At 59.1% G+C, this 23,438-nt stretch carries 21 protein-coding genes and 3 tRNA genes; 11 read left to right on the top strand and 13 right to left on the bottom strand.

The features are described 5' to 3' along the window. Nucleotides 1-77: transfer RNA gene (locus RM533_RS04670), tRNA-Arg, on the top strand. A 31-nt stretch (nucleotides 78-108) separates the two neighbouring features. Here the strand turns inward: RM533_RS04670 and RM533_RS04665 are convergent. The 5 genes from RM533_RS04665 to dapB form a co-directional block, all read right to left on the bottom strand. Next, the gene (locus RM533_RS04665; protein WP_349254669.1) at nucleotides 109-1,152 is read right to left on the bottom strand and encodes an endonuclease/exonuclease/phosphatase family protein; all 1,044 of its coding nucleotides are present in this window, start codon (nucleotides 1,150-1,152) and stop codon (nucleotides 109-111) included. Between the two features lie 103 nt (nucleotides 1,153-1,255). Further along, nucleotides 1,256-3,469, bottom strand: coding sequence for a TonB-dependent receptor (locus RM533_RS04660; RefSeq protein WP_311340028.1), 2,214 nt, complete (start codon nucleotides 3,467-3,469; stop codon nucleotides 1,256-1,258). Nucleotides 3,470-3,663: 194 nt separating this feature from the next. Beyond that, nucleotides 3,664-4,152: a hypothetical protein gene (locus tag RM533_RS04655; protein WP_311340027.1), complete on the bottom strand. Its 489-nt coding sequence runs from the start codon at nucleotides 4,150-4,152 to the stop codon at nucleotides 3,664-3,666. A 22-nt stretch (nucleotides 4,153-4,174) separates the two neighbouring features. Beyond that, nucleotides 4,175-4,873, bottom strand: coding sequence for an endonuclease III (nth, locus tag RM533_RS04650; RefSeq protein WP_311340026.1), 699 nt, complete (start codon nucleotides 4,871-4,873; stop codon nucleotides 4,175-4,177). Beyond that, on the bottom strand, nucleotides 4,870-5,616 hold the full coding sequence (gene dapB, locus RM533_RS04645; RefSeq protein WP_311340025.1) for a 4-hydroxy-tetrahydrodipicolinate reductase: 747 nt from the start codon (nucleotides 5,614-5,616) through the stop codon (nucleotides 4,870-4,872). The genes nth and dapB overlap by 4 nt, the downstream gene beginning before the upstream one ends. A gap of 977 nt (nucleotides 5,617-6,593) precedes the next feature. Here dapB and RM533_RS04640 point away from each other — a divergent pair. Further along, nucleotides 6,594-7,598 carry a glycosyltransferase family 2 protein gene (locus RM533_RS04640; protein WP_311340024.1) on the top strand — a complete coding sequence of 335 codons (1,005 nt, stop codon included), beginning with the start codon at nucleotides 6,594-6,596 and terminating at the stop codon, nucleotides 7,596-7,598. 5 nt (nucleotides 7,599-7,603) lie between these two features. Here the strand turns inward: RM533_RS04640 and RM533_RS04635 are convergent, their stop codons facing one another. Continuing rightward, nucleotides 7,604-8,779 (bottom strand): glycosyltransferase family 2 protein, encoded by a 1,176-nt coding sequence (locus RM533_RS04635; RefSeq protein ID WP_311340023.1) that lies wholly within the window; start codon nucleotides 8,777-8,779, stop codon nucleotides 7,604-7,606. A gap of 281 nt (nucleotides 8,780-9,060) precedes the next feature. On the opposite strand from RM533_RS04635, the gene RM533_RS04630 reads away from it, so the two are divergent. After that, on the top strand, nucleotides 9,061-9,849 hold the full coding sequence (locus RM533_RS04630; RefSeq protein WP_311340022.1) for an ABC transporter permease: 789 nt from the start codon (nucleotides 9,061-9,063) through the stop codon (nucleotides 9,847-9,849). After that, nucleotides 9,849-11,096 carry an ABC transporter ATP-binding protein gene (locus tag RM533_RS04625; protein WP_311340021.1) on the top strand — a complete coding sequence of 416 codons (1,248 nt, stop codon included), beginning with the start codon at nucleotides 9,849-9,851 and terminating at the stop codon, nucleotides 11,094-11,096. The genes RM533_RS04630 and RM533_RS04625 overlap by 1 nt, the downstream gene beginning before the upstream one ends. Before the next feature lie 15 nt (nucleotides 11,097-11,111). Here RM533_RS04625 and RM533_RS04620 read toward each other — a convergent pair whose 3' ends face one another. Further along, complete coding sequence (locus tag RM533_RS04620) at nucleotides 11,112-12,104, bottom strand: glycosyltransferase family 2 protein (protein ID WP_311340020.1); 993 nt, start codon at nucleotides 12,102-12,104, stop codon at nucleotides 11,112-11,114. 1,935 nt (nucleotides 12,105-14,039) lie between these two features. Between RM533_RS04620 and RM533_RS13640 the strand changes: the two genes are divergently transcribed. After that, nucleotides 14,040-14,222: a transposase gene (locus RM533_RS13640; RefSeq protein WP_432265032.1), complete on the top strand. Its 183-nt coding sequence runs from the start codon at nucleotides 14,040-14,042 to the stop codon at nucleotides 14,220-14,222. Here RM533_RS13640 and RM533_RS04615 read toward each other — a convergent pair. The 4 genes from RM533_RS04615 to recJ form a co-directional block, all read right to left on the bottom strand. Further along, a complete protein-coding gene (locus tag RM533_RS04615; protein ID WP_311340019.1) occupies nucleotides 14,188-14,394 on the bottom strand; it encodes a hypothetical protein in 207 nt (68 codons plus the stop codon). The genes RM533_RS13640 and RM533_RS04615 overlap by 35 nt on opposite strands. 407 nt (nucleotides 14,395-14,801) lie before the next feature. Further along, nucleotides 14,802-14,876, bottom strand: a tRNA-Glu gene (locus RM533_RS04610). Nucleotides 14,877-14,920: 44 nt separating this feature from the next. Continuing rightward, nucleotides 14,921-14,995 (bottom strand) — tRNA-Glu (locus tag RM533_RS04605). A 98-nt stretch (nucleotides 14,996-15,093) separates the two neighbouring features. Next, nucleotides 15,094-16,896, bottom strand: coding sequence for a single-stranded-DNA-specific exonuclease RecJ (gene recJ, locus RM533_RS04600; RefSeq protein WP_311340018.1), 1,803 nt, complete (start codon nucleotides 16,894-16,896; stop codon nucleotides 15,094-15,096). A gap of 106 nt (nucleotides 16,897-17,002) precedes the next feature. Here recJ and RM533_RS04595 point away from each other — a divergent pair, with 106 nt between their 5' ends. The 3 genes from RM533_RS04595 (at nucleotide 17,003) to RM533_RS04585 (ending at nucleotide 19,566) form a co-directional block, all read left to right on the top strand. Then, entirely contained in the window at nucleotides 17,003-17,506 is a 504-nt protein-coding gene (locus RM533_RS04595; protein WP_311340017.1) for a flavodoxin family protein, read from the top strand. Nucleotides 17,507-17,623: 117 nt separating this feature from the next. Beyond that, entirely contained in the window at nucleotides 17,624-18,484 is an 861-nt protein-coding gene (locus RM533_RS04590; protein WP_311340016.1) for a hypothetical protein, read from the top strand. 128 nt (nucleotides 18,485-18,612) lie between these two features. After that, nucleotides 18,613-19,566 (top strand): complex I NDUFA9 subunit family protein, encoded by a 954-nt coding sequence (locus RM533_RS04585; protein WP_311340015.1) that lies wholly within the window; start codon nucleotides 18,613-18,615, stop codon nucleotides 19,564-19,566. Between the two features lie 31 nt (nucleotides 19,567-19,597). Here the strand turns inward: RM533_RS04585 and RM533_RS04580 are convergent, their stop codons facing one another. Next, complete coding sequence (locus tag RM533_RS04580) at nucleotides 19,598-20,269, bottom strand: glutathione S-transferase family protein (protein ID WP_311340014.1); 672 nt, start codon at nucleotides 20,267-20,269, stop codon at nucleotides 19,598-19,600. A gap of 104 nt (nucleotides 20,270-20,373) precedes the next feature. Here RM533_RS04580 and mobA point away from each other — a divergent pair, with 104 nt between their 5' ends. From mobA to dcd, 3 genes are all read left to right on the top strand, one after another. Beyond that, entirely contained in the window at nucleotides 20,374-20,934 is a 561-nt protein-coding gene (gene mobA, locus RM533_RS04575; protein ID WP_311340173.1) for a molybdenum cofactor guanylyltransferase, read from the top strand. 65 nt (nucleotides 20,935-20,999) lie between these two features. Further along, on the top strand, nucleotides 21,000-21,482 hold the full coding sequence (locus RM533_RS04570; RefSeq protein WP_311340013.1) for a UPF0262 family protein: 483 nt from the start codon (nucleotides 21,000-21,002) through the stop codon (nucleotides 21,480-21,482). 25 nt (nucleotides 21,483-21,507) lie between these two features. Next, nucleotides 21,508-22,062, top strand: coding sequence for a dCTP deaminase (dcd, locus tag RM533_RS04565; RefSeq protein ID WP_311340012.1), 555 nt, complete (start codon nucleotides 21,508-21,510; stop codon nucleotides 22,060-22,062). Nucleotides 22,063-22,098: 36 nt separating this feature from the next. Here the strand turns inward: dcd and RM533_RS04560 are convergent, their stop codons facing one another. After that, a complete protein-coding gene (locus RM533_RS04560; RefSeq protein WP_311340011.1) occupies nucleotides 22,099-23,409 on the bottom strand; it encodes a GntP family permease in 1,311 nt (436 codons plus the stop codon). Nucleotides 23,410-23,438: the final 29 nt, after the last annotated feature.

Genomic DNA, 23,438 nt, shown 5'->3' with positions numbered 1-23,438 from the left:
GCGCCCGTAGCTCAGCAGGATAGAGCACCAGATTCCTAATCTGGGGGCCACAGGTTCGAATCCTGTCGGGCGCACCATATTGTTCGCGGCCGTTGTCATGCAGGCGGATCAGCCCGTGCGGATGATACGATAGGTGACCATCAGGCCATCATGGTCTGATAATTTGGCCCCATCCGCGGGAGTGTCAAAGATCGCCTGGACGCGGATCGGTTCGAGTTTCCACCGAGGACTGTTGCTGTAGAACTGCAGATCCTGCGTATCGAGCCATGGTTCGTCGCCATCTTGCGAGATAATCACTTTGCACAGCGGTTCGGCGATGATGCATTGCCGATGCGCAATCTCAAGTTGGCGTCCTTCGCGCAGCGCATCGAACCGGTTCTGTGCATGCTTGGTGTTGAAATCCCCGCCGTAGATGATGGGGTTGGCCGGCCGATGCGTTTCGTTAAGGAAAATAGCGCTTTCATAGACCTGGAAGGCATGGGCGCGGTCAGCGCGATAAACATTTACCCCGGTCGCACCGCGTGAGTTGAAATGGCCGTTGTAAACATCGATGACGGCTTGCGTTCCGGGAACCTGGATGCGGGCGAGAAGAATACCCTTGTTTGCCAGACAATCGAAGCCCGCGCAGGCCCTTCGCGAAAATGGCTGCGAGGCAGCTGTCAGAACCGGAAAATCGGTGAGTATGTAAAGGCCGCTGTTGGCGCGCTTGCCAAGCCGCTCGCCCTTGAAGCGGCGGCGGGCCTTCTTGAAATCAGCACTGACGTCTGCTGCTGCAATTTCCCGCCGGTCTCTGGTGGAAGGTCCGGGCAGTGCATTTGCGTAGCCGGATCGCTCCGCGATAGCGATTGCCTCGCGGCTGAACGCTTCCTGGAGGAGCACGATGTCAGGCCCGTTCCCAAGATTGCGCCAATACTCAAGCGCTTCGCCGATACGAACCAGATTTGGACCGCGGTTGGAGCGGGCCGGCCATGCGAGCCCTTCGACGTTGTAGACCAGCACGGAAAAAGTGGTGCTTTCACCGTCCTGCAGTGTTTCAGCAGCGGCTGACGATTGCGCCGGCAAGGGCGCACGGCTGTAGTAGAGCGCCGGCGGATCGAGATACTGGCAACCGTTCAGCAGCAGGAGCGCGACAAGGGCAGCCGTAACCTGCATCAAGCCACGGCTTTCCTGACCAGCCGTTCGCCGGAAAGAGGCGATCCACCCCGGCAGAAAGTATCGTGGAGCCACCGGCGTAGGTTCTCTCGACAAGTCCTGTTTACGGCATCAGGTCAAAAGACAGGGTTGCCGAAAAACGGCGCGGGTCGCTGTAGTAGCCTTCAAGGAAGCCAAAGCTTGCGGTGCCGTCGAACCCGGCAATGATCACCTGCTTGTCGGTGACATTGTCCACGCCAAGCCGCAGCGCGGTTCCTCGCCAGGGCAGGTCGAACTCTCCGCTTATGTTGAGCACTGCATGATCAGGCGACCGCAAGGGTGAGTTTTCGATATCGACAAAGGCTTCTGTCCGATAGCTGACATCTGCGCGCAGGCGGGCGTCTAGCCGGTCTGTCATGGGCAGCACATAGGCAAGGCTGAGGCTGCCTGTAATATCCGGCGCATTCTTAAGTTCGCGGTCCGTAAGATCCGTAAGGACGCCGTTCACAAAGGATTCGAACTCCAGATATTTTGCATCCAGCAACCCCAGAGAGCCGCTGACCTGAAAACGCGGTGTGACCTTGGCGGCAAGCTCCAGTTCGAGCCCCTGGATCCGCGATTTGCCCGCATTCTCGAACGCCACGTTCAGATTGTTTTCGTTTACCAGCAATTGCTGGTCCTCGTATTCATTGCGGAACACAGCGACATTCAACACGACGGGTCCGATCACGCTTTTCAGACCGACCTCATAAGCGGTGAGAAACTCAGGATCATAGGAGCCGACCTCGGCTGCAGACGTGGGGCGGCCGTTGAAGCCGCCGCTGCGAAATCCGCGCGACCAGGATGCATAGGCAAGGACATCAGGCGTGATATCGTACCCTACCGAAAGACGCGGGCTGAAAGCGTCCCAGTTCTCCTCAAGTGTGTAAGGAACCACGCCTGGGATCAGCGGCAGGCCGCTGGCGATCCGCACCGAATTTTGTGAAAAACGCTTCTTTTCGTAAGTGTAGCGTCCGCCGGCCTCCACCGTCAGGGCATCGGTAACGTCATAGGTAAAATTGGCAAAGGCTGCGTAATTGGTGGTTTTCTGCCGATTTTCGAAATCGACGTTGAAATCGAGGAACGGCAGCGCTTCAGGCGCAAAGCCGAACAGATCCAGCAATTCCTGCGGCGCAGACTGCAGGGCAGCCAACAGCCCATCGGCGACGATCAGCCGCGTATCGTCGCGGGTATTCTCGCGGAAGAAATAGCCGCCAACGAGCAGATTACCACGATCGTTGAACAGCGGAGTGGTCAGCTGGAACTCCTGGCTGAACTGTTCTGCCTCCTCATCATGGAAATCGCCTGCGTAATTGATGCTGGCCGATGCATCGCCGTCCCTGCCAAACTCTGCACTGACCCAGCGGTAACCGCTGATCGACTTGAGCGTTGCATCGCCCAGCCCGTAGGAAAGGGTCAGGCCCGCATTGAAGGCATCTGTGTCGTCGCGGTTCAGTTCCGGCGTGGAGTCGGTCCGGTCGATCCGGTCCGGAACCGTGCAGCACGGCTCGAGAAACACATTTTGCAACACGGCAAAAAATGCCTGATCGTTGAAGGCAAGCAGGGAGTGGGGGGCAGAGTTCTGCCGCCGGCGCAGCCCGTCCACGCTTAACACTGCATCGAGATCGGCATTGTCGTAATGCAGGATCGCGCGACCGGCGATCACGTTCTTGTTGCCCAGATTGTCGCCCGAAGGTATTTTTTGCCAACCTTCGCCGAACTCGCTCAGGCCTGATACACCAAAGGCCAAGGTGTCGCTTATCGGCGTTTCCACATTGGCGCGGACCCGCACGGTGTTGTACGATCCATACCGCACATCCCCGCTCAGCCGGGTGTAATTGCCCGGGATGCTGCTGACGACGTTGATGGCGCCACCAATGGTGTTCTTTCCAAACAGGGAGCCTTGGGGACCGCGCAGGACCTCGATGCGATCGATGCCAAGCAGTTCGGTCGTGGCGCCAAAGGTGCGGGCAACGTAAACACCGTCGATGTAAAGGCCAACGGCCGGGTCGGCGGTGATGATAAAGTCGTTTTCACCGACCCCACGAATAAAGGGCGCAATGCCGCCGCTGTTGCCGCCCTGTCCTGGCGTGAAGGTCAGATTGGGTACAGTCTGCTGCACGTCGGTTACAGAATCATAGCCGCGCGACTCCAGTGCCTCCTGTCCGATGGCGCTGATGGCGATCGGCACATCCTGCAGGCGTTCCTCGCGCCGCCGGGCGGTGACGATGATTTCGCCTGTGGTGGGTTGCGCAACAGTCGGTTCGACCATCTGGGCATGGACCAGAGGGCTGGTCATTCCGGTTGCAAGCGTCACTGCTGCAAATGAAGCAGACCATCTGAGTGCGGAACCAGCCATCATTATACCCCTCATGCGCAAAACATGAGCAGCCACTCTGCGCAATGCAGGGCAAGGTCAATGATAATCTGTTCAGCCGCGCATCGGCAGAGCGGTTTCGGCCCGGCATGGCGCTATCTAAAGCCGGCTTTTCGCTAGTTGGGCGCATCGACAAGCGTGACGGGAACGAAGTCGCCCAGGCCGCACGAACCGAGCGGATAGCCGCTGCTGTCAAGGATGGTTATGATTTCCGTGTTGCACAATTGACTGAGCGAAGTGGAATAGCTGAAACGTTGCTCGAACCCCAGACCGGAGCAGCGATTGGCAAGGGTGTTGCGGTAGATGTCGTTGCCGCTGGTGACAAAGTCGATGGTATAGTCGGATCGCACCCGGCTTTCCCGAATGCCGACCAGCGGAATGCATGAAACCGGCTTGCCGCTGACCACCGCGGGCGGAGCCTTGTCATCGACGAAATTGGTCATGTCCTTCGCCGGGGCACATCCTGCAAGGCTTGCAGCAGCGGCGCCAAGCGCGAGGATTGCAGGCAATCGGAGCCGGAGCAATCCTGCTGCGCCCTGCGGCTGGGCGGATGGCGCATATTGATGACCATCGCGATGATGGAGGTGGGCGCTAGCAATCGACATGGCAGCAATTCTCCTTGCTGCCTTAAGTCGCAGACCGCCCGCGTGGTTCCAGAACCTTGTGCTTGTAGCCACATAAATCCTTGACGACACAGCGCCAGCATTCGGGAGTGCGCGCCTTGCATACGTAACGTCCATGCAGAATCAGCCAGTGATGCGCACCCATGCGGAATGGCTGCGGAACAAGCTTGTCGAGTTTCAACTCGACGGCATCGGGTGTCTTGCCACGCGCAAGTCCGGTCCTGTTCGCCACGCGAAATACATGCGTGTCCACTGCGAACGTTTCCATCCCGAACGCACAATTCATCACCACATTGGCAGTCTTGCGGCCAACACCCGGCAGAGCAACAAGGGCGTCACGATCTTGCGGAACACGGCCGTTGTGCCGCTCGATCAGCATGGCCGACAGCGCCATGATGTTGCTGGCCTTGGTGTTGAAAAGGCCAATCGTCCTTATATGCTGCTTCAGGCCCGCTTCGCCCAGTTCCAGCATATCCTCCGCAGTAGCGACCGTCCTGAACAGTTCGCGCGTAGCCCGATTGACGCCCGCATCGGTCGCTTGCGCAGACAGTACGACCGCGACCAGCAGCTGGTAATCATTGCCGTAGGTAAGTTCGCTGGCCGGATCGGGATTGTCTTGCGCAAGCAGTTCGAAAAAAGCGAACACATCGGCTTTGGTGCGCGGGGCATGGCCGCTTGCAGAGGGCGACGGGTTGCCCGTCATTGCAGGTCCAGCACCTGCGCCATGGTGAACCGGCCGGGCGGCTTGCCAATGAGCCAGCAGGCTGCCCGCACGGCCCCGCGCGCGAACACCATGCGGTTTTCGGCCTGGTGAGACAGGACCACACGCTCATCATCGCCTGCAAAGATCACGCTGTGCTCTCCTGCAACCGTGCCGCCTCTCAGCGAAGCAAAGCCGATCGCGCCCCTGTCCCGCGCTGCGCCTGACCCGTCGCGCCCGCGTTCCATGTGATCGGCAAGTGCGATCCCGCGCCCCTGCGCCGCGGCTTGCGCCAGCAGCAGCGCGGTGCCCGAAGGTGCGTCGATCTTCATCCGGTGGTGCATCTCCACGATCTCGATATCGAATTGCGGACCAAGACGCGCTGCTGTTTCACGCACAACATGCGCCAGCATGGCGACGCCAAGCGAAGTATTTCCGGTCTGCAGCACCGCGATCCTTGATGCCGCCCGGTCGATTGCCGCAAGATGCGCAGCATCAAGCCCGGTCGTGCCGATGAGCACCGGCACCTCTGCCGCCACCGCCGCCGCCAGCGTCGCGGACAATGCGTCAGGAGCGGAGAAATCGACCAGGACATCGCTTTGCCTCGCAACTTCTTGAACACGGCCAGCCACATCGCCGTCCGCCTGATCCACGCCGCCGGCAAGATCATGTCCGGCAGCTGCAATGGCTTCCTTCAGCGCCTTGCCCATTTGACCGGCAGAACCGACTATTCCGATGCGTGTCATTGCGTAATCCTGCTTTATCGCCGATTCTGTAGCGCCGCCTGTCCAGCGGAATAATAGGAAATTCGCGGCAGGCATGAAGCCGGAGCTGCGAATATCAAGGCAGTATCAAACGTCATGTTTCGCTGTCCGGGCGTAAGCAGACTTCCAAGCTGATCCTCAACCGGGCTCATGCCAACTGCCAATGGCGGGTGCGAGAACATTTTTCGTCCCGCGCCTGATAATGCGAAAATCTGTCACCTCTGCAACGGTTCAGCATCACTGCAAAGGCAGGCAAACGCCGCATGATACCGGCCTCAGTAGCGGTGCTGGCCTCAGTAGCGATGTTGGCCAACTGCGGCGGTAGCGCCGCAACAAGGCGCGCCTTTGATGCCATGGCCAACGAGAAGTGCGCCAATCCTGCCAGATCTGTTATGCGGCACGAGCTTCGATCAGAAGGGGTGTCATGGTCTGCTGGAGACGTTGATCGACACAAAGATTCCGACCTGGAGCAGCAAGAAACGTATTGGGCAATGCCTGCACCACCAAGGCCATGACCCTGGGCAGGCACCAGCTGGGAACACAGCCCTTCATCGCGCCGCGTTTACAGCCAAAGCGGGTATGAAACGCCTTCACCGGAAGAAGAGGCTATGCAGACAAGCCTGTTTCAATGCATTCAGGTCACTCAGGTCAGTTGCCGTGACATCTCGTCGACAGCCAGAATTTGCAGCCTCGACAGTTCATTTTGTGGGGGTGTGGCTGAACCGTCCGTATCGTTCTATTTGCGAAGCAGAGGATGCCAGAGCGACTGATCTGCAATATGGATCAGACTGACAGCACCTGAACGTCGATTTCGTGTAGTAAGCCCAGTATGGCGCTGTCGAAATTCATTTTTGCAGCCTTGCGCCTGCCGACAGAAAGCTCAACATCGGGGCTGATGTAAAGATCAACCTTAACTGCAAGATAGGTGCCCCATCGCGACGAGCACTCCAGAAGAAGATTTGGTCAGCGTAATCGTACCGGCGTTCAACGCTGCAGCCACTCTTGAAGAAACGCTGCTGAGCGTGCGCGATCAGACGCATCGCAACCTCGAGATCATTGTCATTGACGATGGTTCGCATGACCGGACGCGCGAGATCGGCGAAAGGCAGGCAAGCCTCGATCCGCGCATACGCGTGATCAGCCAGCCCAACGGCGGGGTGGCTGTCGCCCGTAACCATGGCATAGAACAGGCACGCGGCGCGTTTGTCGCACCGGTCGATGCCGATGATCTGTGGCGACCACGCAAGATCGAACGGCAGTTGCGGGCGTTGCGCGCTGCCGGCCCGGAAACCGGGCTCATTTATTGCTGGAGCGCAGCCATTGATGAAAACGGCGACGTGATCTCACGCTCGAGCACGCCATCCCACGCTGGTGATGTTCTGCCACAATTGTTCTACGGCAATTTCGTCGGTAATGGCAGTTCCGCTTTGATGCGCAAGGAGGCAATCCTTGCCGCAGGGGGCTATGATCCAACATTGCGGGCGCGAAAGGCGCAAGGGTGCGAAGATTGGAAGCTTTATTTGCTTCTGGCCGAACGCACTCATTTCGCCGTCGTACCCGATTATCTTGTCGGCTACCGGCAGACCAGTGCCGCCATGTCCGGGGACGTGTCGCAAATGCTCCGTTCCGATGCAATTGTGCGCGACGAAATGGCCGCACGCCACCCTGAATACCTGTTTGAATTGGACTGGGGTCGACGTCATTATCTCGAATGGCTGTTATGGCGTGAAATGACTGCTCTGAACTGGCACAACTGCATGACACTCATTCACGAACGCCGACCAGAATCCAATCCGCTTCGCATGGTCGCGCGGCGAGCCAAACTTGGCGCCAAGTTCCTTCGGCAGAAACTGCGCGGACAACCCGGCTCCTCGGCAGGGTCGGCATATCTCGCCAAAGGCGCCAAACCCGAGCCGGGTGTTTCGCTGCCGGACGGATCGCCTCCTGCGGACATGATGTCGTAAGTGCCTTAGGGAGAAGGCAGCCGGAAATTGCGGGCAAAGAACCAGATGCCGGAGATCGCTCCTGCTATCTGCTTGCCTACAAAGTGCTGGTCTTTCGAAACGCGCCTGGTCAGCCGGTCAAAGCCGAGGCCAAGATAGTAGCGTGGCAGCAGGATAAAAGCACGCCGGAGATTGCCTTTCTCGCCGGTGCGCTGGTATTGCACCATCAGCGCGGCGGTATGACCCCGCATGTAGAAATAGATCTGACTGGCCAGTCCCGCCATTTCAAGCCTGTGATGATGATACATCACTGCGGTCGGTTCGTAACGGCAGACATATCCTGCGGCCAAGACGCGGTACCAGAATTCGGAATCGCCGGAACAGCCAGCCTGGCCCACATCGAGCCGCTCATCGAAGAAGCCGATCTCGTCAAATATGCGGCGCCTGAAAGCCATATTGGCGCCCGCGCCGATGGTCCACGCCGGGCAGCCATCCTTGCGCGTCGCAAGAAAGAATTCGCGCCCGAAGTCGATCGGGTCGAAGCCGCGGCCAAACCCCCATTCGGTTTCAAAGATCCATTGTGCCTTGGTGGTCAGTGCCGCGGGCAGGACCAGCCCCGTGACGCCCATGACTTCCGGTTTGTCGAACGCAGCAGCGGTGTTGGCAACCCAGTGCGGGTGAAGTTCTGTATCATCGTCGGTATAGAGCACGATGTCGCCGCTCGCCGCCCGCGCGCCGGCATTGCGCGCATAATCAAGGCCAGGTCGATCCTCCCTGACGTAGGTGGCGTGCGCTGCAAGCACGACTTCGCGCGTGCGCTCGCCCCGTGAAGCATTGTCGACGACGATCAGTTCGTCGGGCGTCCGGCTTTGTCGTGAAAAACTCGCCAGGCAGCGTTCCAGTTCGTCCGGTCGGTCGCGCGTGCATATGACCACGCTTGTCGAACCTGCAAAAGCGTCGACTTGCGGCGCCTTCCTGCGGGTGAGGACACGCGCTGTGACGTCATCGGGAATGACCACTGGCTCGCCTGCTTCAACCCATCGCTGTCCTACAGGTAGATTATCGGCTTCAAAGATGACGAGTGTGCGCCGGCTCGCGACCGGGCGCTGCCCCGACTGGATGTCGAGGCGAAGGATATCGGCATGGGCCTCGGTCTGCTGCCTTGTTCGCGGCAATTGTGATGCCTGTAGCGGATTACCCATCAGCTTGCCTTCTTCATGGCGTAGAGCAGACCTACGATCGGCTCGCCATGGCGACAAGCGTCAGCCACACTACGCCTTCAGCGTGAAAAATGAAGCTCAGAAGATGCGCGGTAAGCATGCCGCCGCCCTACACTGGTCGAATGAAAAGCCCGCTCTTGCCGTGACGCGGTTTTCCTGTTTGATGATGCCTCAGACGACACGCCAAATCAATTTTTCGCCTCGCGTTCAGTTGTGAACTGTCCAGTGCTCCGGGGGCGGCGATCACAAGGCTTTCTATCAGGATGATTGATGCAGGGTTCATGACGGCAAGGCAGATCAGCTACTGGAAAGACGTTGTCGTGCTCCTGGTGAGCCGCGATTTTCGCGGTCGCTACAAGCACACGAAGATCGGGGTTCTATGGTCGATAGCCAGTCCGATCATGTTTCTTCTGATCTTCTACTTCCTGTTCCAGCGGGTCATCAATCTGGATATTCCGAAATATGCATCCTTTGCATTTACCGGGATCATCGTGTGGAACTGGACCCAGCAGGCACTGCTCGCCTCTGCTTCGAGCATCTCGGCAAATCAGGGCCTGGTCGCGCAACCTGGCTTTCCCATTGCCGCAATGCCAATCATCGCGGTGGCGTCGGCGCTTCTCAACCTGCTGATTGCATTTCCGCTTCTGATGCTGCTGGCTTGGGCAGACGGGGCAGAGTTCACGATGACGCTTGCCGCATTACCGCTCATCGTCGTCACTCAGTTTCTTTTCATTTTATCCATTTCGTACATCATTGCAGCGCTGAATGTCGGGTTGCGCGATATAGAGCAGATCCTGCCTATCCTGCTGCAACTCGGATATTACATAACGCCGATCTTCTTTTCGCTTTCAAATGTTCCTGGCGAGTTTGAGCCGGTCTTTCTGGCCAATCCGATGACTTTGATCATCACCTCCTACCGTGAGGTTGTCATGGACGGGGCATGGCCGGACTTTGGCGCGCTTGGCATGTTGGTGCTTGTCTCGGGGGTTTTGCTTTTCATTGGCATCCGCACATTCAGCCGGGCACGTTATCGCTTCCTGGAGGAACTTTGATGAGCGGTTCGGTTGAAGTGCTCGATCTGGGCAAGCGCTTTGCGCGGTATGACCAGCAGCGTGCCGGATCCATGAAAGAGTTCCTGCGGCGTGGCTTGCAGCAGGCACGCGTAACCGAACGGTTCTGGGCGCTGCGAGGTGTCAGCTTCAAGGTCGCACCGGGCGAAATGCTTGGGGTGATTGGCCATAATGGCAGCGGGAAATCGACGATGCTGCGCATGGTAGGCGGGGTGATGCGATCTGATACAGGGTCGGTAACGACCACCGGCCGGGTCAGCGGATTGCTGGAACTGAACGCTGGCATGCACCCGGAACTCAGCGGCCGTGACAACATCCTGATTGGCGGCGTCATTGCGGGATTGACCCGGCGACAGGTGAGCGAACGTCTGTCCCAGATCGTCGCCTTTGCCGAGCTTGAAGATTCAATTGATAACCCTGTGCGGACTTACAGCATGGGCATGCGCTTGCGGCTGGGGTTTTCCGTTGCGATCCACACCGATCCCGGAGTCATTCTGATCGATGAGGTGCTTTCTGTCGGAGACCTCGCTTTTCAAGCCAAGTGCCTTGAGCGGATCCGAAAACACCGGGATGACGGCTCCGCGATAATACTGATTACGCACGACCTTTCTCATGTAGAAAAATTGTGCACAAATGCCCTGTGGTTGCGCAAGGGAGAAGTGGTGGCATTGGGAGAGCCTGATGTAATCGTTGGTGAATATCGCGCGGCAATGGCACAGCAGACGCGCGACCGAACTCCTCCTCAAATGGCAGAAAAAATCGCCTCGAGCGGCGTTGTGCTTCGCGCCCATCAAAACCGTTTCGGCTCACTCGAAAGACAAATAGAGGCTGTGGTCATCCGCGATAGGAATCGCCACATTGTCCGAGAGATCATCAGCGGCGATCCACTGAGTGTGGAAGTGAGTTTCACCGGCAGCACTGATCCTATGCCGATTGTCAGCGTTTCCATCGGAACCGCCGATGGCGACAGCGCACTCGACGTGAACAGCGAAACTGATGAGGTCACCGTTCCCGTCCAGATTGCTTCTGGCGCCATCTACCTCAATCTGGACAGGGTGGATTTGGCAGCTGGCGAATATTTCGTAAACGTCGGGATTTACCATCCAGGCTGGGAGTACGCCTATGATTATCACTGGCACGCGTACCCGTTGACAATCACGAATGCCATTGGTGCGCCAGGTGCGCTGTCGCCGCCGCGCCGCTGGACAGTGGTGGCTGAACAGACCTGACCTGACGACCTCCCGCTACCAGACAAGATCCAGATACCGAGCACGTTTTTTCTGGATGCGTGATCGCTGCGCAAAACTTTTTACCGATCGGGGGATGGCGACAGACTTTGTGTAAATTGATAACAGTTCGGGAAGCATGGCAGCGTTGGCGCTTGAATGATGCGGCCCCAGATTTTTCATGATGGACCGGGCATCGGCAATGCGGCCGCCCGTCACTGCCCGTCGCATCAGCCATAAGACAAAGGCGTCGTGGTGGGCGTCCCATTCCGCCTTGTAGGCCGGTTCTACCGCCAGCATTTTTTGTGCGACCATCCTGAAGGATCGCAACATGCTCGCGGCATCGCTCGACATGCTGGTATGGCTCAGCCTATAGCCGAGCAGATAGCGGGGGACGACACGGAATGAAAAGAACCGGGCGGCTATCGCCAGAAAAAGCAGATCTTCGCATCCTTGTGCGTTTGCAGCCTGCAAGCTGACATCAAAGCCGCCGACGCGGTCGAAAATCTGGCGTGCCATCAATAGCGAACTGCCACTGCCGACAAAGTTTTCACGACAAATCCGGCGCAATACATCGCCTTCGACAATTTCCTGCTCGCCAACCTTGTAGGCGCGGCCATGCTGATCAGTTCGGGCAAACCAGCAATAGACAAGATTGGGCAGACCTTGCTCGTCTGTAGAGACTGCCAGTTGCGCCTCGATCTTGTTCGGGGCCCAGAGATCATCTGCATCGATAAAGGACAAGATATCGGCATCGGTTTCAGCGGCGCCGCGGTTTCTTGCAGCCGCAACACCACAATTACGCTGTTTGATCATCCGAATGCGCGGATCGCGACGCGCATGTTCGGCCACTATCTCACTTGAGCCATCCTCAGATCCGTCGTCTACCACGACAATGTCAAGATTTTGCCAGCTTTGTGCGCAGATGCTGATCAGAGCTTCGCCAATCGTGGCGGCGGAATTGTACATGGGCACGATAACGCCTACCTTCGGATTGCGGGCATCGCTCATCCTGCGGGTACCCCGCCGTTCCGCCAGGTCAGCGCAACACCGACGGCAATTTCAAGACCGGTTTCCTCGCGAAAGCGATCTTTACCGAAGAGGAGGTGTTGCGGCCTCCTTCGGGAGGTGTTGCAGCAACCAAAGGTGCCAGAAAACAGAACAGAACATGCACAATACTTCGCCATGTGACCTGTCGCACCGGGAACTCCGCCACTCTCCTTACGGGAAAAAGGCTTCAATTTTCGAAGCGACCGTTTGGCGTTCGCGAAGGCAGCGCTGTACGTCGCAGGAGCAGGCGCAGCAAAATGCATCGCTAGTTTGAACGCCGCGGCCCTCAGCAAACTGATCTTCACGAGAATGTCCTGGATCGCCGTAAAATATTACCCATCGATGTTTTAGATCACACCAAAATACACGGGCCTGTAGCATGATAAGATATGATAGTAGATTAGATTAAGGAATCTTGGATGTTATTGTTGTCTAAACGCAGCGAGTTTGAAGACTGACAACATCGTCATTCGTATTTGAAGCATTGTAGTCACCGGATGTTCATAAGTTAACCAATTATTAACGCGGACAAGTGCTATCAAGCCAAAAATTTTGGTGCGTCACAAATCCGGCTGAAGCTGGCGCAATCTATCTATTTGAAGTGAATCATCCTTTATCGAGGAAAGCGAACTGACCGCACGAGCGCCGGTCTTTCTCCATTCCTGTCCGACGTGGCCAATGACATCGCCGCCATGGACCGGATTGGTCTGTCAGACCGAGCAAGATTGATTGCGCTGTGCGCATTGTTTGTGGTCGTCTGCCCAAGACATTGTCGATGATCGCTCGCACTGGCGAGGCAGGCCAGATCGCCAGATCCGACGGACTGCAGATAAGGTGGGACTATCACAGCGCACCGCAACAATTCGAATATTCGTTATGCGTCATATCGAGAACATCTCGTCTGCACCCAGCAAGGGATCGTTGACGCAAAGGTCATTTTGCAGCTCACCCAGCACACTCTTGTCCGAAAAACAGCCGAAAAGGCCAGCGCCTAGCGTAACCATAGGGTATTGCATGTGAACTGGCACAGAATCTCTTTCCTTTGAAAGGCCACCTGTACATTTAGTCGTTCTGCAAAACTCCTAGAAAAGATTTGGTATGTCGCGTCAGATTGGCACACAATCTTCTTTGCAAACGCTCATGCCGCGTGAGAACTGATAAATATAGGGCATTCGGGGAGGCAAGGGGCGGGAATTCGGTCGGGTGACCTGCCAGCCTTGACCGGCTGATCGGGGGCAAACTCTCGAGTTTACCGGCCTGATCGCAGTACTGCATCTCACCAGAGCATTCGGCTGATAACATCCGATTCCTTTCCGAAAAGATGTTGTCGATCAGCAGGCGCAGCTGCGTCACGTAGGTTGGGTGCCGCGATGCCGGTCCTGCTTTTGATTGCCGGGCTAAAACACCATTGGCCGCCGGCGCGTATCACCTGCAATACGCTGCGGCCTTGAAAGCCGGTGTTGAACAGGTCCGACAATATAGCTGTATGTAAGCAGGCATCGATCCAGCTGCGAAATGAAGGACTAAGTCGTGCCTGCACTGCGACAGAAGTACCGTTCCGAAAGAGGCTTTCTTGAACCTCAAAACTCTTGATCTCGTCAAGTCCAGATGCTTGCCATAGGCCGATCGCGTGACAACTTCCGTCGCTCCGCCATCTTCGTCTGCGGCCAAAACCTCACGAAACCTGTCAGGCCGGGCACAGAAATGATGCGGCGGCCATCAACCAGTCTGAAAGTTGCGAGGATTTAGGTTTCCCACTTTGTCCAACAGGTGATTGCCGCTTTGGCTGGGTCGCTTTGTATTAACCGATGCGCAATGGACAAAGGTGGAACCACACTGTCCGGGCAAGCCGACTGACCGTCCGACTGGCCGTGACGGAGCGGTAGGAACGACCGGCTGTTCATGAAGGCTGTGCTGTGGATGGTCCGGACGGGCAGTCGGTGGCGCGATTTGCCACCGATGTTCGGCAACCGGAGCACGACGTTTCGCCGCTTTCGTGGCTGGCGTGAAGCAGATGGTTTCAAACCGATTTTCGATTGCCGGGTCAGAAGCACCCGACAGAAAATACGCCATGGTTGATGCCACCATCGTCAAAGTTCACCGGCACGGCCTTGGCGCAAACTAGGAGGCTGAGAGGCCGGTCATTGGCCGTTCCAAAGGCGGCATACCAACCCGTATTCTGGCACTGACGGATGCCTTGGGCAATCTCGTCCGCTCCAAGCTCCTGCCAGCAAACCGCTGTGAACAGCATCTACGTTGCACCGCTGATCGACACCATCGACTTCGATGTCTTGCTCGGCAAGGCGTTTCATGGGACGGGCAATGCTGCGCACATGGGAAGGCCGGCGTGCCTGCGCCCTTGCAGGAGTACCGGACCAAGCACGGGATCTAGAGCGAGAAGATCCGCCCGTCTCCTCAAGCCACCTGCCAGCAGTGCGCCAGGCCATCCTCGACCATCTGTCACGCCCACCGCCGGGGTAGGATAACGCATTGCCAGATCGACCTGGCGTTTGGCAGTTCAAGCACGTAAGGGCGCTGCGCGCGTATCCGGGTACATTTCTGCCGATCGATCGGCGCGCCACTGCGCGCCTGTGCTCCGAAGAGCGCTTTTTCAGAGCCAATCAAAAGATTGCGGCCATACGCATTGAACGGAAGCTCTGGTGACCCCTACGGGAATCGAACCCGTGTTTCAGCCGTGAGAGGGCCGCGTCCTAACCGCTAGACGAAGGGGCCGTGCCGGACATGCACTGAGATCGCCATCCAGAAGTGCAGCATCGTGGTGACCCCTACGGGAATCGAACCCGTGTTTCAGCCGTGAAAGGGCCGCGTCCTAACCGCTAGACGAAGGGGCCATGATGCTGGCCGGGCAATTACGGGCGCAGCACGCTCCGGTCAAGCCGTTTTGATCTTGCCGCAACAAAATACCGCCTCGGTGAAGACGGCTGCCCCCTCACTCGGCAAAGGCTGCGTCGTCCAGATGCAATTCTGCCGCTGCGGTTCTCCCCCAGTCGTCGATCTTCGCCCGACCCAGCAGCCACAGTTTGCGGCCATGCGATCCGTGCAGCAGCGTCTGCCCAAGCCTGCTTTCTTCCGCCCGAAACGCAATTGCCTTCAAGCGTCCCCCATCCGCGCCTGATGCGATGATCCGGACATGACCGTTGCCGACCACATCTGCCTTCACGATCGTGACCGGCCCGACGGCCACCTTGGGTGCTGGCCAGCCCATGCCGAACGGTCCTGCGCTTTCAAGAGTTGTGACAAGATCCGGCCGAAGTCCACGCGGTGCGACGCTCAGATCAACCGAGATGCCTGCCGCACCGCGCGCGCGTTCCACGTCCTGGCCAAGCCGCTCGTCAAGAAAATCGCGAAAATCCTCCAGCTTGTCGGCGCGGATAATCATGCCGGCAGCCATTGCGTGGCCGCCGCCTTGCACAAGCAGGCCCCGATCCTGCGCGGCGATCACCGCTGCGCCTAAATCGACCCCGCTGATCGAACGTCCTGACCCCTTGCCCAGCGCCGGCTCATCGACGGCGCTGTCTGTCGGCGCGTCAAGCGCAATCACGATCGCCGGGCGGCCCGCCTGTTCCTTGATCCGCCCGGCAACAATGCCGATGACTCCTGGGTGCCAGCCATGTCCTGCGACAACGACGATGGCGCGGTTGTGCTGTGCGCCAAGCTGTGCTTCTGCCTCGTGCTGAACGGCCGCCTCGATTGCGCGGCGCTCCTGGTTGAGCGTATCCAGCCGCCGCGCAATATCCGCCGCTTCATCAACGCTTTGAGTGGTCAGCAGGCGCACGCCCAGGGTTGCCTCTCCCACGCGCCCACCGGCGTTGATGCGTGGCCCGAGGGCGAAGCCAAGATCGCTGCAGATCGGCGGCCTGTTGACGCCACTGGCATCAAGCAGCGCGGCAATGCCGATGTTGCGGCGCTGTGCCATGACCTTCAAGCCTTGCGCGACAAAGGCCCTGTTAAGCCCGTGTAGCGCCGCGACATCGGCGACCGTGCCCAAAGCAACAAGGTCCAGCAATTGCATGAGATCGGGCTCGGCGCGATCCTTGAAGAAGTCACTGGCGCGCAGATGCCGGACAAGCGCCACTGCCAGGAGAAACGCCACGCCCACTGCTGCCAGATGGCCGTGCGCAGCCGCATCCCCTGTTTCGTCAAGCCGGTTCGGGTTTACCAGCGCAGCGGTCCGCGGGAGGACGCTTGCGCATTTGTGGTGATCAACCACAATGACGTCGATGCCGGCATCATGCGCCATCTCCAGCGCCTCATAAGCCATCGCACCGCAGTCAACCGTGACAATCAGGCTGCTGCCCGCCGTGCCGAGCCTGACCAGTGCTTCGCCAGACGGTCCGTATCCTTCCAGCAGGCGATCAGGAATATAGTGGCCCGGATCGCCGCCCAGCATCCGCAGCACTCTGATAAGAAGAGCAGCGCTTGTCGCTCCGTCTACATCATAATCGCCATAGATGGTCACGGTCTCGCCTGTGGTCAGCGCATCTGCAAGCCGCTGCGCTGCTGCGTCCATATCGGCGAAGATCGATGGATCTGGAAGAAATCCGCGCATGGTCGGCTGGCGGTGGCGCAGAAGATCGTCGGGCGACACTCCGCGCGAAAGCAAAAGCTGACTGACCAGATCAGCCGCATCGAGCTCGCCTGCGCCATCCATGTTGCCGCCGCGCCAGCGCCAGGCGCGGTCGGACAGCGAGTGCGTGACCCCGCAGGCAGGCTGTGAAAATCTGTTCGTCATGCGCGTGCAGTAGCGGGGTGGAGCAGTTTTGGGAAATGCCGTAGTCCAGACTGACAGCGTCTGCCCGGGCGCATTAACATCGCCGATCCAAGGGGCGCTGCGCAAGATGAACAAAATGGCGTCAACGGCAGGAACCAGCCTGCTGATCGTGTGGCACAGTCGTACAGGCGCGTCGCACCAGATGGCAGCTGCGGCGGCGGCGGCGGGTGGGCACGGCACCTGCCTGCTGCCTGCGCACGAGGCACAGCCTCGTCATGTGCTTGGCGCTGCTGCCCTGCTGTTCGCCTGTCCTGAAAATCTTGCCACCATGTCGGGCATCATGAAAGAGTTCTTCGACCGCTGCTATTATCCGGTGCTCGGCCGGATCGAGGGGCGGGCTTATGCCACGATGGTTGCGGCAGGATCCGACGGCACAGGCGCCACGCGGCAGATTGACCGGATTGCCACCGGCTGGCGTCTGAAACGCATTGCCGAACCGGTCATCATCAATTGCGATGCACAGGATGCCGGTGCGATTTTGGCGCGAAAGGAGCTGGACGATGATCAGCTTGATCCCTGTCGGGAACTTGGTGCCGCAATGGCAGAAGGCGTACGTCTCGGCATCTTCTGATCGCAGGTTCATGCCGGCGCCATCCAAACAGTTCGATTTGGGCACAGTCCGGCAACGGCTCTCGACGGATCCCCTCTCCGGCGGATAGCGCACGCAAATGACCGCAAAGCGTGCTGCATGGCTGAGGGGAGAACTGTCATAGAACAGGCAGCATGCTTTGCCGAAAGCAGCGGAATCGAGGTGTTCCTTGCCTCTGACAGCTTCATGAGCGATGTCACGGCAGCCGGTCCGGCGCTGCCTGATTCAAAGCTGGCCGATTTAAAGCTGGCCGATCTGAAGCCGGCTGCTGCGGAAATGGCGGATCTGGAGGTTCTCAGGTGCCGGTCGGATGCAGAGGATCATGCAGGAACTTTCCTGCGCATCGGCACCGATGAATTCAGCTTTGAAATGGCTGCCCTTCCGCCGCAAGGAGCGACGGGCCAGGGATATGTCCTGTATGGCGTCGACGCGGCAAGCCTTGGCAAAGCTGAGTTTTCCTTGATGCTGCGGCAGCCTTGCCAGATGTTCTCCCACCAGGGGCACGACGTACCGATGTGCGCTTCTGCCACACAGGTTGCGCGTCTGCGTGTGCTTGCCGCAGGCGCATTACGGCTATCGCAATTGCCCGGCTGCATCGCACTCTGCTGGCCCCCCTCCGGTGCGATAATGGGCGCTGGGTATTTCAAAGAGGTCATTGGGCAATGGCTCAATGGCGGAGCATTTCCGGCGCTGGGGCTGATCTCGATCAGGGCGGATGCCGATGGCGCCATGCACAGCAGGGGGTTGACCGCGCTTGCCGGACAGGAAGTAGCGGCATTGCCAGGCAGCGCGCCCAGCCGTGCGGAGCGCGCAAAGCTGATCATGCGAATTGCCGATCATATCGTGCGTACTGGGCCGCTGGACCGGCCGGGCAACATCGAAGTCGCCGGGATCGGAACGGTCGCGCTGACCTTGTCGGCAAATCGGAGCAAGGTCTTTCTGGACGTGCAGGCAGTGTGATCCATGTACGGTCATGGCGAGCAGCACCCATCTGCATGCTTGCAGGACAGGCGGCGGCTGTGCCAAGGCCCGATGCGTGAAGTATTCCCGATGCGGGGATAGCGCATTGTTGAAGGAAGGGACGGGGCATGACGTCCTCGAAACTGTCGGACAGGCCGGTAACGCTGATCGGCGGCAGCGGATTTTTCGGAACGCATGTAGCGCAGGATCTGCTGTCCGCAGGAGCGCGGTTGCGGATTGCCAGCCGTCATCCTGAACGCAGCTATTCTCTCAAGCCGCTAGCCAAGCTGGGGCAGATCCAGTTTTCCCGTTGCGACATTCAAGATGAAAACAGCGTGAGAGCGGTCGTTCAGGATGCGCATGCAGTCGTCAATCTGGTGGGTGCGTTCTCGGGCGATCTCGATGCCGTGCAGGGCAGTGGCGCCGGGCGGCTGGCTGCTGCGGCCAAGGCTGCTGGCGTGCAGGCGCTGGTTCATATCTCCGCGATCGGCGCGGATGCGAACTCATCGCTGGGTTACCAGCGCAGCAAGGGCGTGGGCGAACGCAGCGTGCTCGACGCTTTTCCCACCGCTACCATCCTGCGCCCTTCGATCCTGTTTGGCGAGGACGACGCCTTTCTCAACATGTTTGCCGGCCTGATCGCAAAATTTCCGGTGTTGCCCGTGTTTGCGCCCGATGCCTGCCTGCAGCCGCTGTTCGTGAACGATGCCGCTGCTGCAGTAGTCGCCGCACTGACCCGGCCTGATCTTCATGGCGGACACATCTACGAGATCGCCGGCCCTGAAAAGCTGTCGATGCTGGAGATCAATCGCCGCCTGTCCGAGGCGCAGGGGCGTGACCGCATGTTCGTTCCGCTATCGGACAAGGTTGGCAGCGGCTTTGCCAAGGCAGTCGGCTGGCTCCCGGGAGCACCGATCAACTCCGATCAATACGCCATGCTGGCGCAGGGCAATGTCGCGCATGATGCCATGCCCGGCATGGCCGACCTCGGTGTCCCAACCCACCCGATGACACTGTTTCTGGACAGATGGATGTTGCGTTATCGCAAGCACGGACGTTTCACCGACACACGCGGGCTGTAACCGGATCGGGAAGCGTGCCGCAGATGTTCGGTCAGGCGTTGATGTCGCTGTAATGCTTTGGTGGTTGCACGCCTTCCATGCGCTCTGCCAGCAGAGGCTGAAAGCTGGGCCTGCTTTTGAAAGTGGAGTACCAGCCGCGCGCCTGTTCGTGCCCTGACCAGTTGATCCCGCCGAGATAGTCGGCGACAGACAATTGCGCTGCGGCGGCAAGATCAGCAAGGCTCATCGTGGAGCCGGCAAGCCACGGTCGGTTGTCGATGAGATAATCGATGTAGTCCAGATGTTCGTCAGCCAACCGCATGGCCGCCCGCAGATTGCGCGAATCGGGTGCTTCTCGCAGCACGATGCGCTTGGTCATCCGCTCCATCAGAAGGGGTGCGGTGACATCGCCGTAGAAATTCTCATCAAACAGTGCAACCAGTCGGCGGATTTCCGCACGTCGAGCAGCAGTGCCGTTGATCATCGGGTTCTTACCCACCGTCTCTTCGAAATATTCGCAAATCGCGCGGCTGTCGATCAGGACGATGTCCTTTTCGGCATGCTGGATCACCGGCGTGCGGCCGGTCGGGTTCATCAGAAAGAACTCGTCACGCATTTCCCACGGGTTCTCGCGCTCAAGCGAAAAGCGGATGCTTTTTTCGCTCATCAACAGGCGCAGCTTGCGGCTGAACGGGCACAGGGGGAACTGATAGAGCCGCCACATCTGTCGTGTACATGCCTTTCTTGTTGCCGACCGGGGAAGAACCGGGAAAACCCGGCGGCAGTGCGGATTGACTCGCCTTGAGGCGTTTCGTCAACTGCTGATGTATCCGATCATCAAAACAGGAGGCAGCCATCGACGGGAATCTGCTGGGGTGCGTCCTCGCAGGCGGGCAGGGCAGCCGCTTTGGCAGCGACAAGGCGCTTGCCTTGCTCAACGGGGAAACCTTGCTGGATCACGCGATCGCCGTTCTGGCACAATGGTGCGGTACGGTTGTCGTGGCAGGGCGCAGCATAGCGCCGGTGGTGACGATCCCGGACTGGCCGCGTGCCGGCATGGGGCCGCTTGGCGGGATTGCCGCCGGTCTTCGTCATGCGCGCGAAGCTGGATTTGCAGAGGTTCTGATTTGCGGCGTCGACAGCGTGGGGCTGCCGCCGGACAGTCTGCAGCGGCTGCGGCCCGCACCTGCGTGCTTTGCCTCTCAGCCGGTGGTGGGATTGTGGCCGGTCTGCGTTCTTCCCGTGCTGGAAGATATCCTGCTTGGCTCCGGCTCGCATTCCATGATGAACCTGGCACGGCGCAGCCATGCGCGAATGGTGGACCCTGCCTGCGCGATCGGCAACATCAACCGGCCCGATGACCTGGCGCGGCTATCGCAGGCTGATTAGCAAAGCGGGCAGTGATTGCTCGGGCTGCTTGTGCCGCGCGGCTGCATTTGCAATGGCGGCAGGCCATGGCAGACCCGCGCATCATCGACATCACGCTGGACGAGGCGACGATATTGTGGCGCAATCCCGATATCGAGCAGGAGCGGCGGATCGCGATTTTCGATCTGATCGAGGAGAACTGCTTCAAGCCGCTGCGCTCCTTTTCAGCCGGACATACCGGACCTTACCGGCTGCAACTGTCGGTGGTGGACGGCAGGCTCTCGGTTGTCATTGCCGATGAACAAGATCAGACACTGGAGACGCTGATCCTTGGCCTTGCCCGCCTGCGCCGCCCGGTGCGCGAATATTTCGCCATCTGCGACAGCTATTATCAGGCGATCCGCAAGGCGAGCGCGCAGGAAATCGAAACCATCGACATGGCAAGGCGCGGTGTCCACAATCAGGCGGCAGAACTGCTGCTGGAGCGGCTGGACGGCAAGGTGGAGACAGATTTTGCGACTGCCCGCCGGCTGTTCACGCTGATCTGTGTGCTTCATATTCGCGGCTGATCTGCCGCATGCAACAGGAACGACCATGGCAATACAATCGGACCGCTGGATTCGCGAGCAGGCGCACGCCACCGGCATGATCGAACCGTTTGTCGAAGGCCAACGGCGCGACGGGTGCATTTCCTATGGACTGTCGTCCTACGGATATGACGCGCGCGTCGCCGACGAATTCAAGATTTTCACCAATGTCGATTCCGCCGTGGTCGACCCCAAGGATTTCGCCGCCAACAGCTTTGTCGATCGCAAGACCGACGTGTGCGTCATTCCGCCCAACAGTTTCGCGCTGGCTCGCACGGTGGAGTATTTCCGTGTTCCGCGCGACGTGCTGGTCATCTGCCTTGGCAAGTCGACCTATGCCCGATGCGGGATCATCGTCAATGTCACGCCGCTGGAACCGGGCTGGGAAGGGCATGTAACGCTGGAATTTTCGAACACCACGCCGTTGCCGGCAAAAGTCTATGCCAACGAAGGCGCGTGCCAGTTCCTGTTTCTGCAAGGCAATGAACCTTGCGAGGTGAGCTATGCCGACCGGGCGGGCAAATACATGAAGCAGCAAGGCGTCACCCTGCCCAGGCTCTAGCGGCAAAGACGCAGGCAAAAACCTCTGCCGGGCAAGTCAGAACACGCTAAACAGCAGCAGCGCCAGCAGCGTGCCGATGATCGGGACCACTACAGTTGTCGCGCCGACCGCCTTGTAGGCACTCGCGTGGGTTTCGCCGCAAACCGCGCGAATGGTGGTCACGACATAGCCGTTGTGCGGCAGGCTATCGAGCGCGCCCGACGCGATGGCGACCGTGCGGTGCAGTTCCTGGGGATCGGCGCCGGCATCAAGGTAGTGTGGCGCAATCAGCGGCAAGGCGATGGTCTGCCCGCCCGACGCACTGCCGGTGAGCCCTGCGATTACTGTCACTGCGATGGCGGCGCCGATCAAGGGACTGCCGGGGATTGCCTGCACGGCGGCCAGGGCCTCGGCAAAGGCAGGTGACAGCTTGGCAACAGAGCCAAAGCCGACGACCGCACAGGTGTTGGTGATCGCCACGACCGCGCCTGTCGCCCCGCGCGAGAATGCCGCGCCAAACCGTTCGCGTTGCGACACGCCGACAACGCAGGCCAGCATCACGCCGGTCGCGAGGGCTGCCACCAGCGCCCATTTGCCTAGCGATTGCGTCACCAGGAACACGCCAAGCACTCCGACCAGTGGCAGGATCGCCAGCCATGGCGGCGGCAGGCGGATATCGAGATCGAAAGCGGCATCGCTGCTGCGCGGCACGAACCCTTCGCCTGCCGCGACCGCACGGCGCACCATGCGCGCGATCCACACATAGCCGGCAACCGCCATGAACAGTGCGACCACAATGCTGACCTGCCATCCCGCATAGGCGGTGGTGCCAAGAAACGGCATGGGGATGAGGTTCTGGATTTCGGGCGAACCGGCGCTGGTCATGGTGAACGTCACCGATCCAAACGCCAGCGCTCCGGGGATGAACCGGCGCGGCAGATTGGCGTCGCGGAACAGTTCGACGGCCAGTCCGTACACCGCAAAAGCAACGATAAACACGCTCACCCCGCCATAAGTCAGCACCGCACACGCAAGGACCGTTGCGCCAAGGGCATAGCGGCTGCCGAGTTTTCCAGTGATGAACCGCGCCACCGACGCTGCCCCACCTGAAACGGCCATCAATTCGCCAAAGATTGCACCCAACAGGAACATGAAGAACCAATCGGCCAGGAAGCTTGAAAATCCGGCCATGTAGCTTGTGGCAAAATTATCTGGCACTCCATCGCCGATGCCAGGCAACAGCGGTAGTCCGGCAGTAATAGCCACCAGCAGTGCAGCGACAGGACCGGCGATCAGGATGTTGGTCCCCCTGATGGTCATCCAGATCAGCAGCGCCAGCCCGCCCAGCAGTCCCAGCCACGCTATCATCGATCTCTCCCGCCTTGTGCCCCTGCTGG

It is taken from the genome of Croceicoccus esteveae (assembly GCF_031846435.1).
Lineage (GTDB): Bacteria > Pseudomonadota > Alphaproteobacteria > Sphingomonadales > Sphingomonadaceae > Croceicoccus > Croceicoccus esteveae.
Note: the sequence above shows the minus strand (reverse complement) of the source record. Positions and strands in the feature narration are given on the sequence as shown.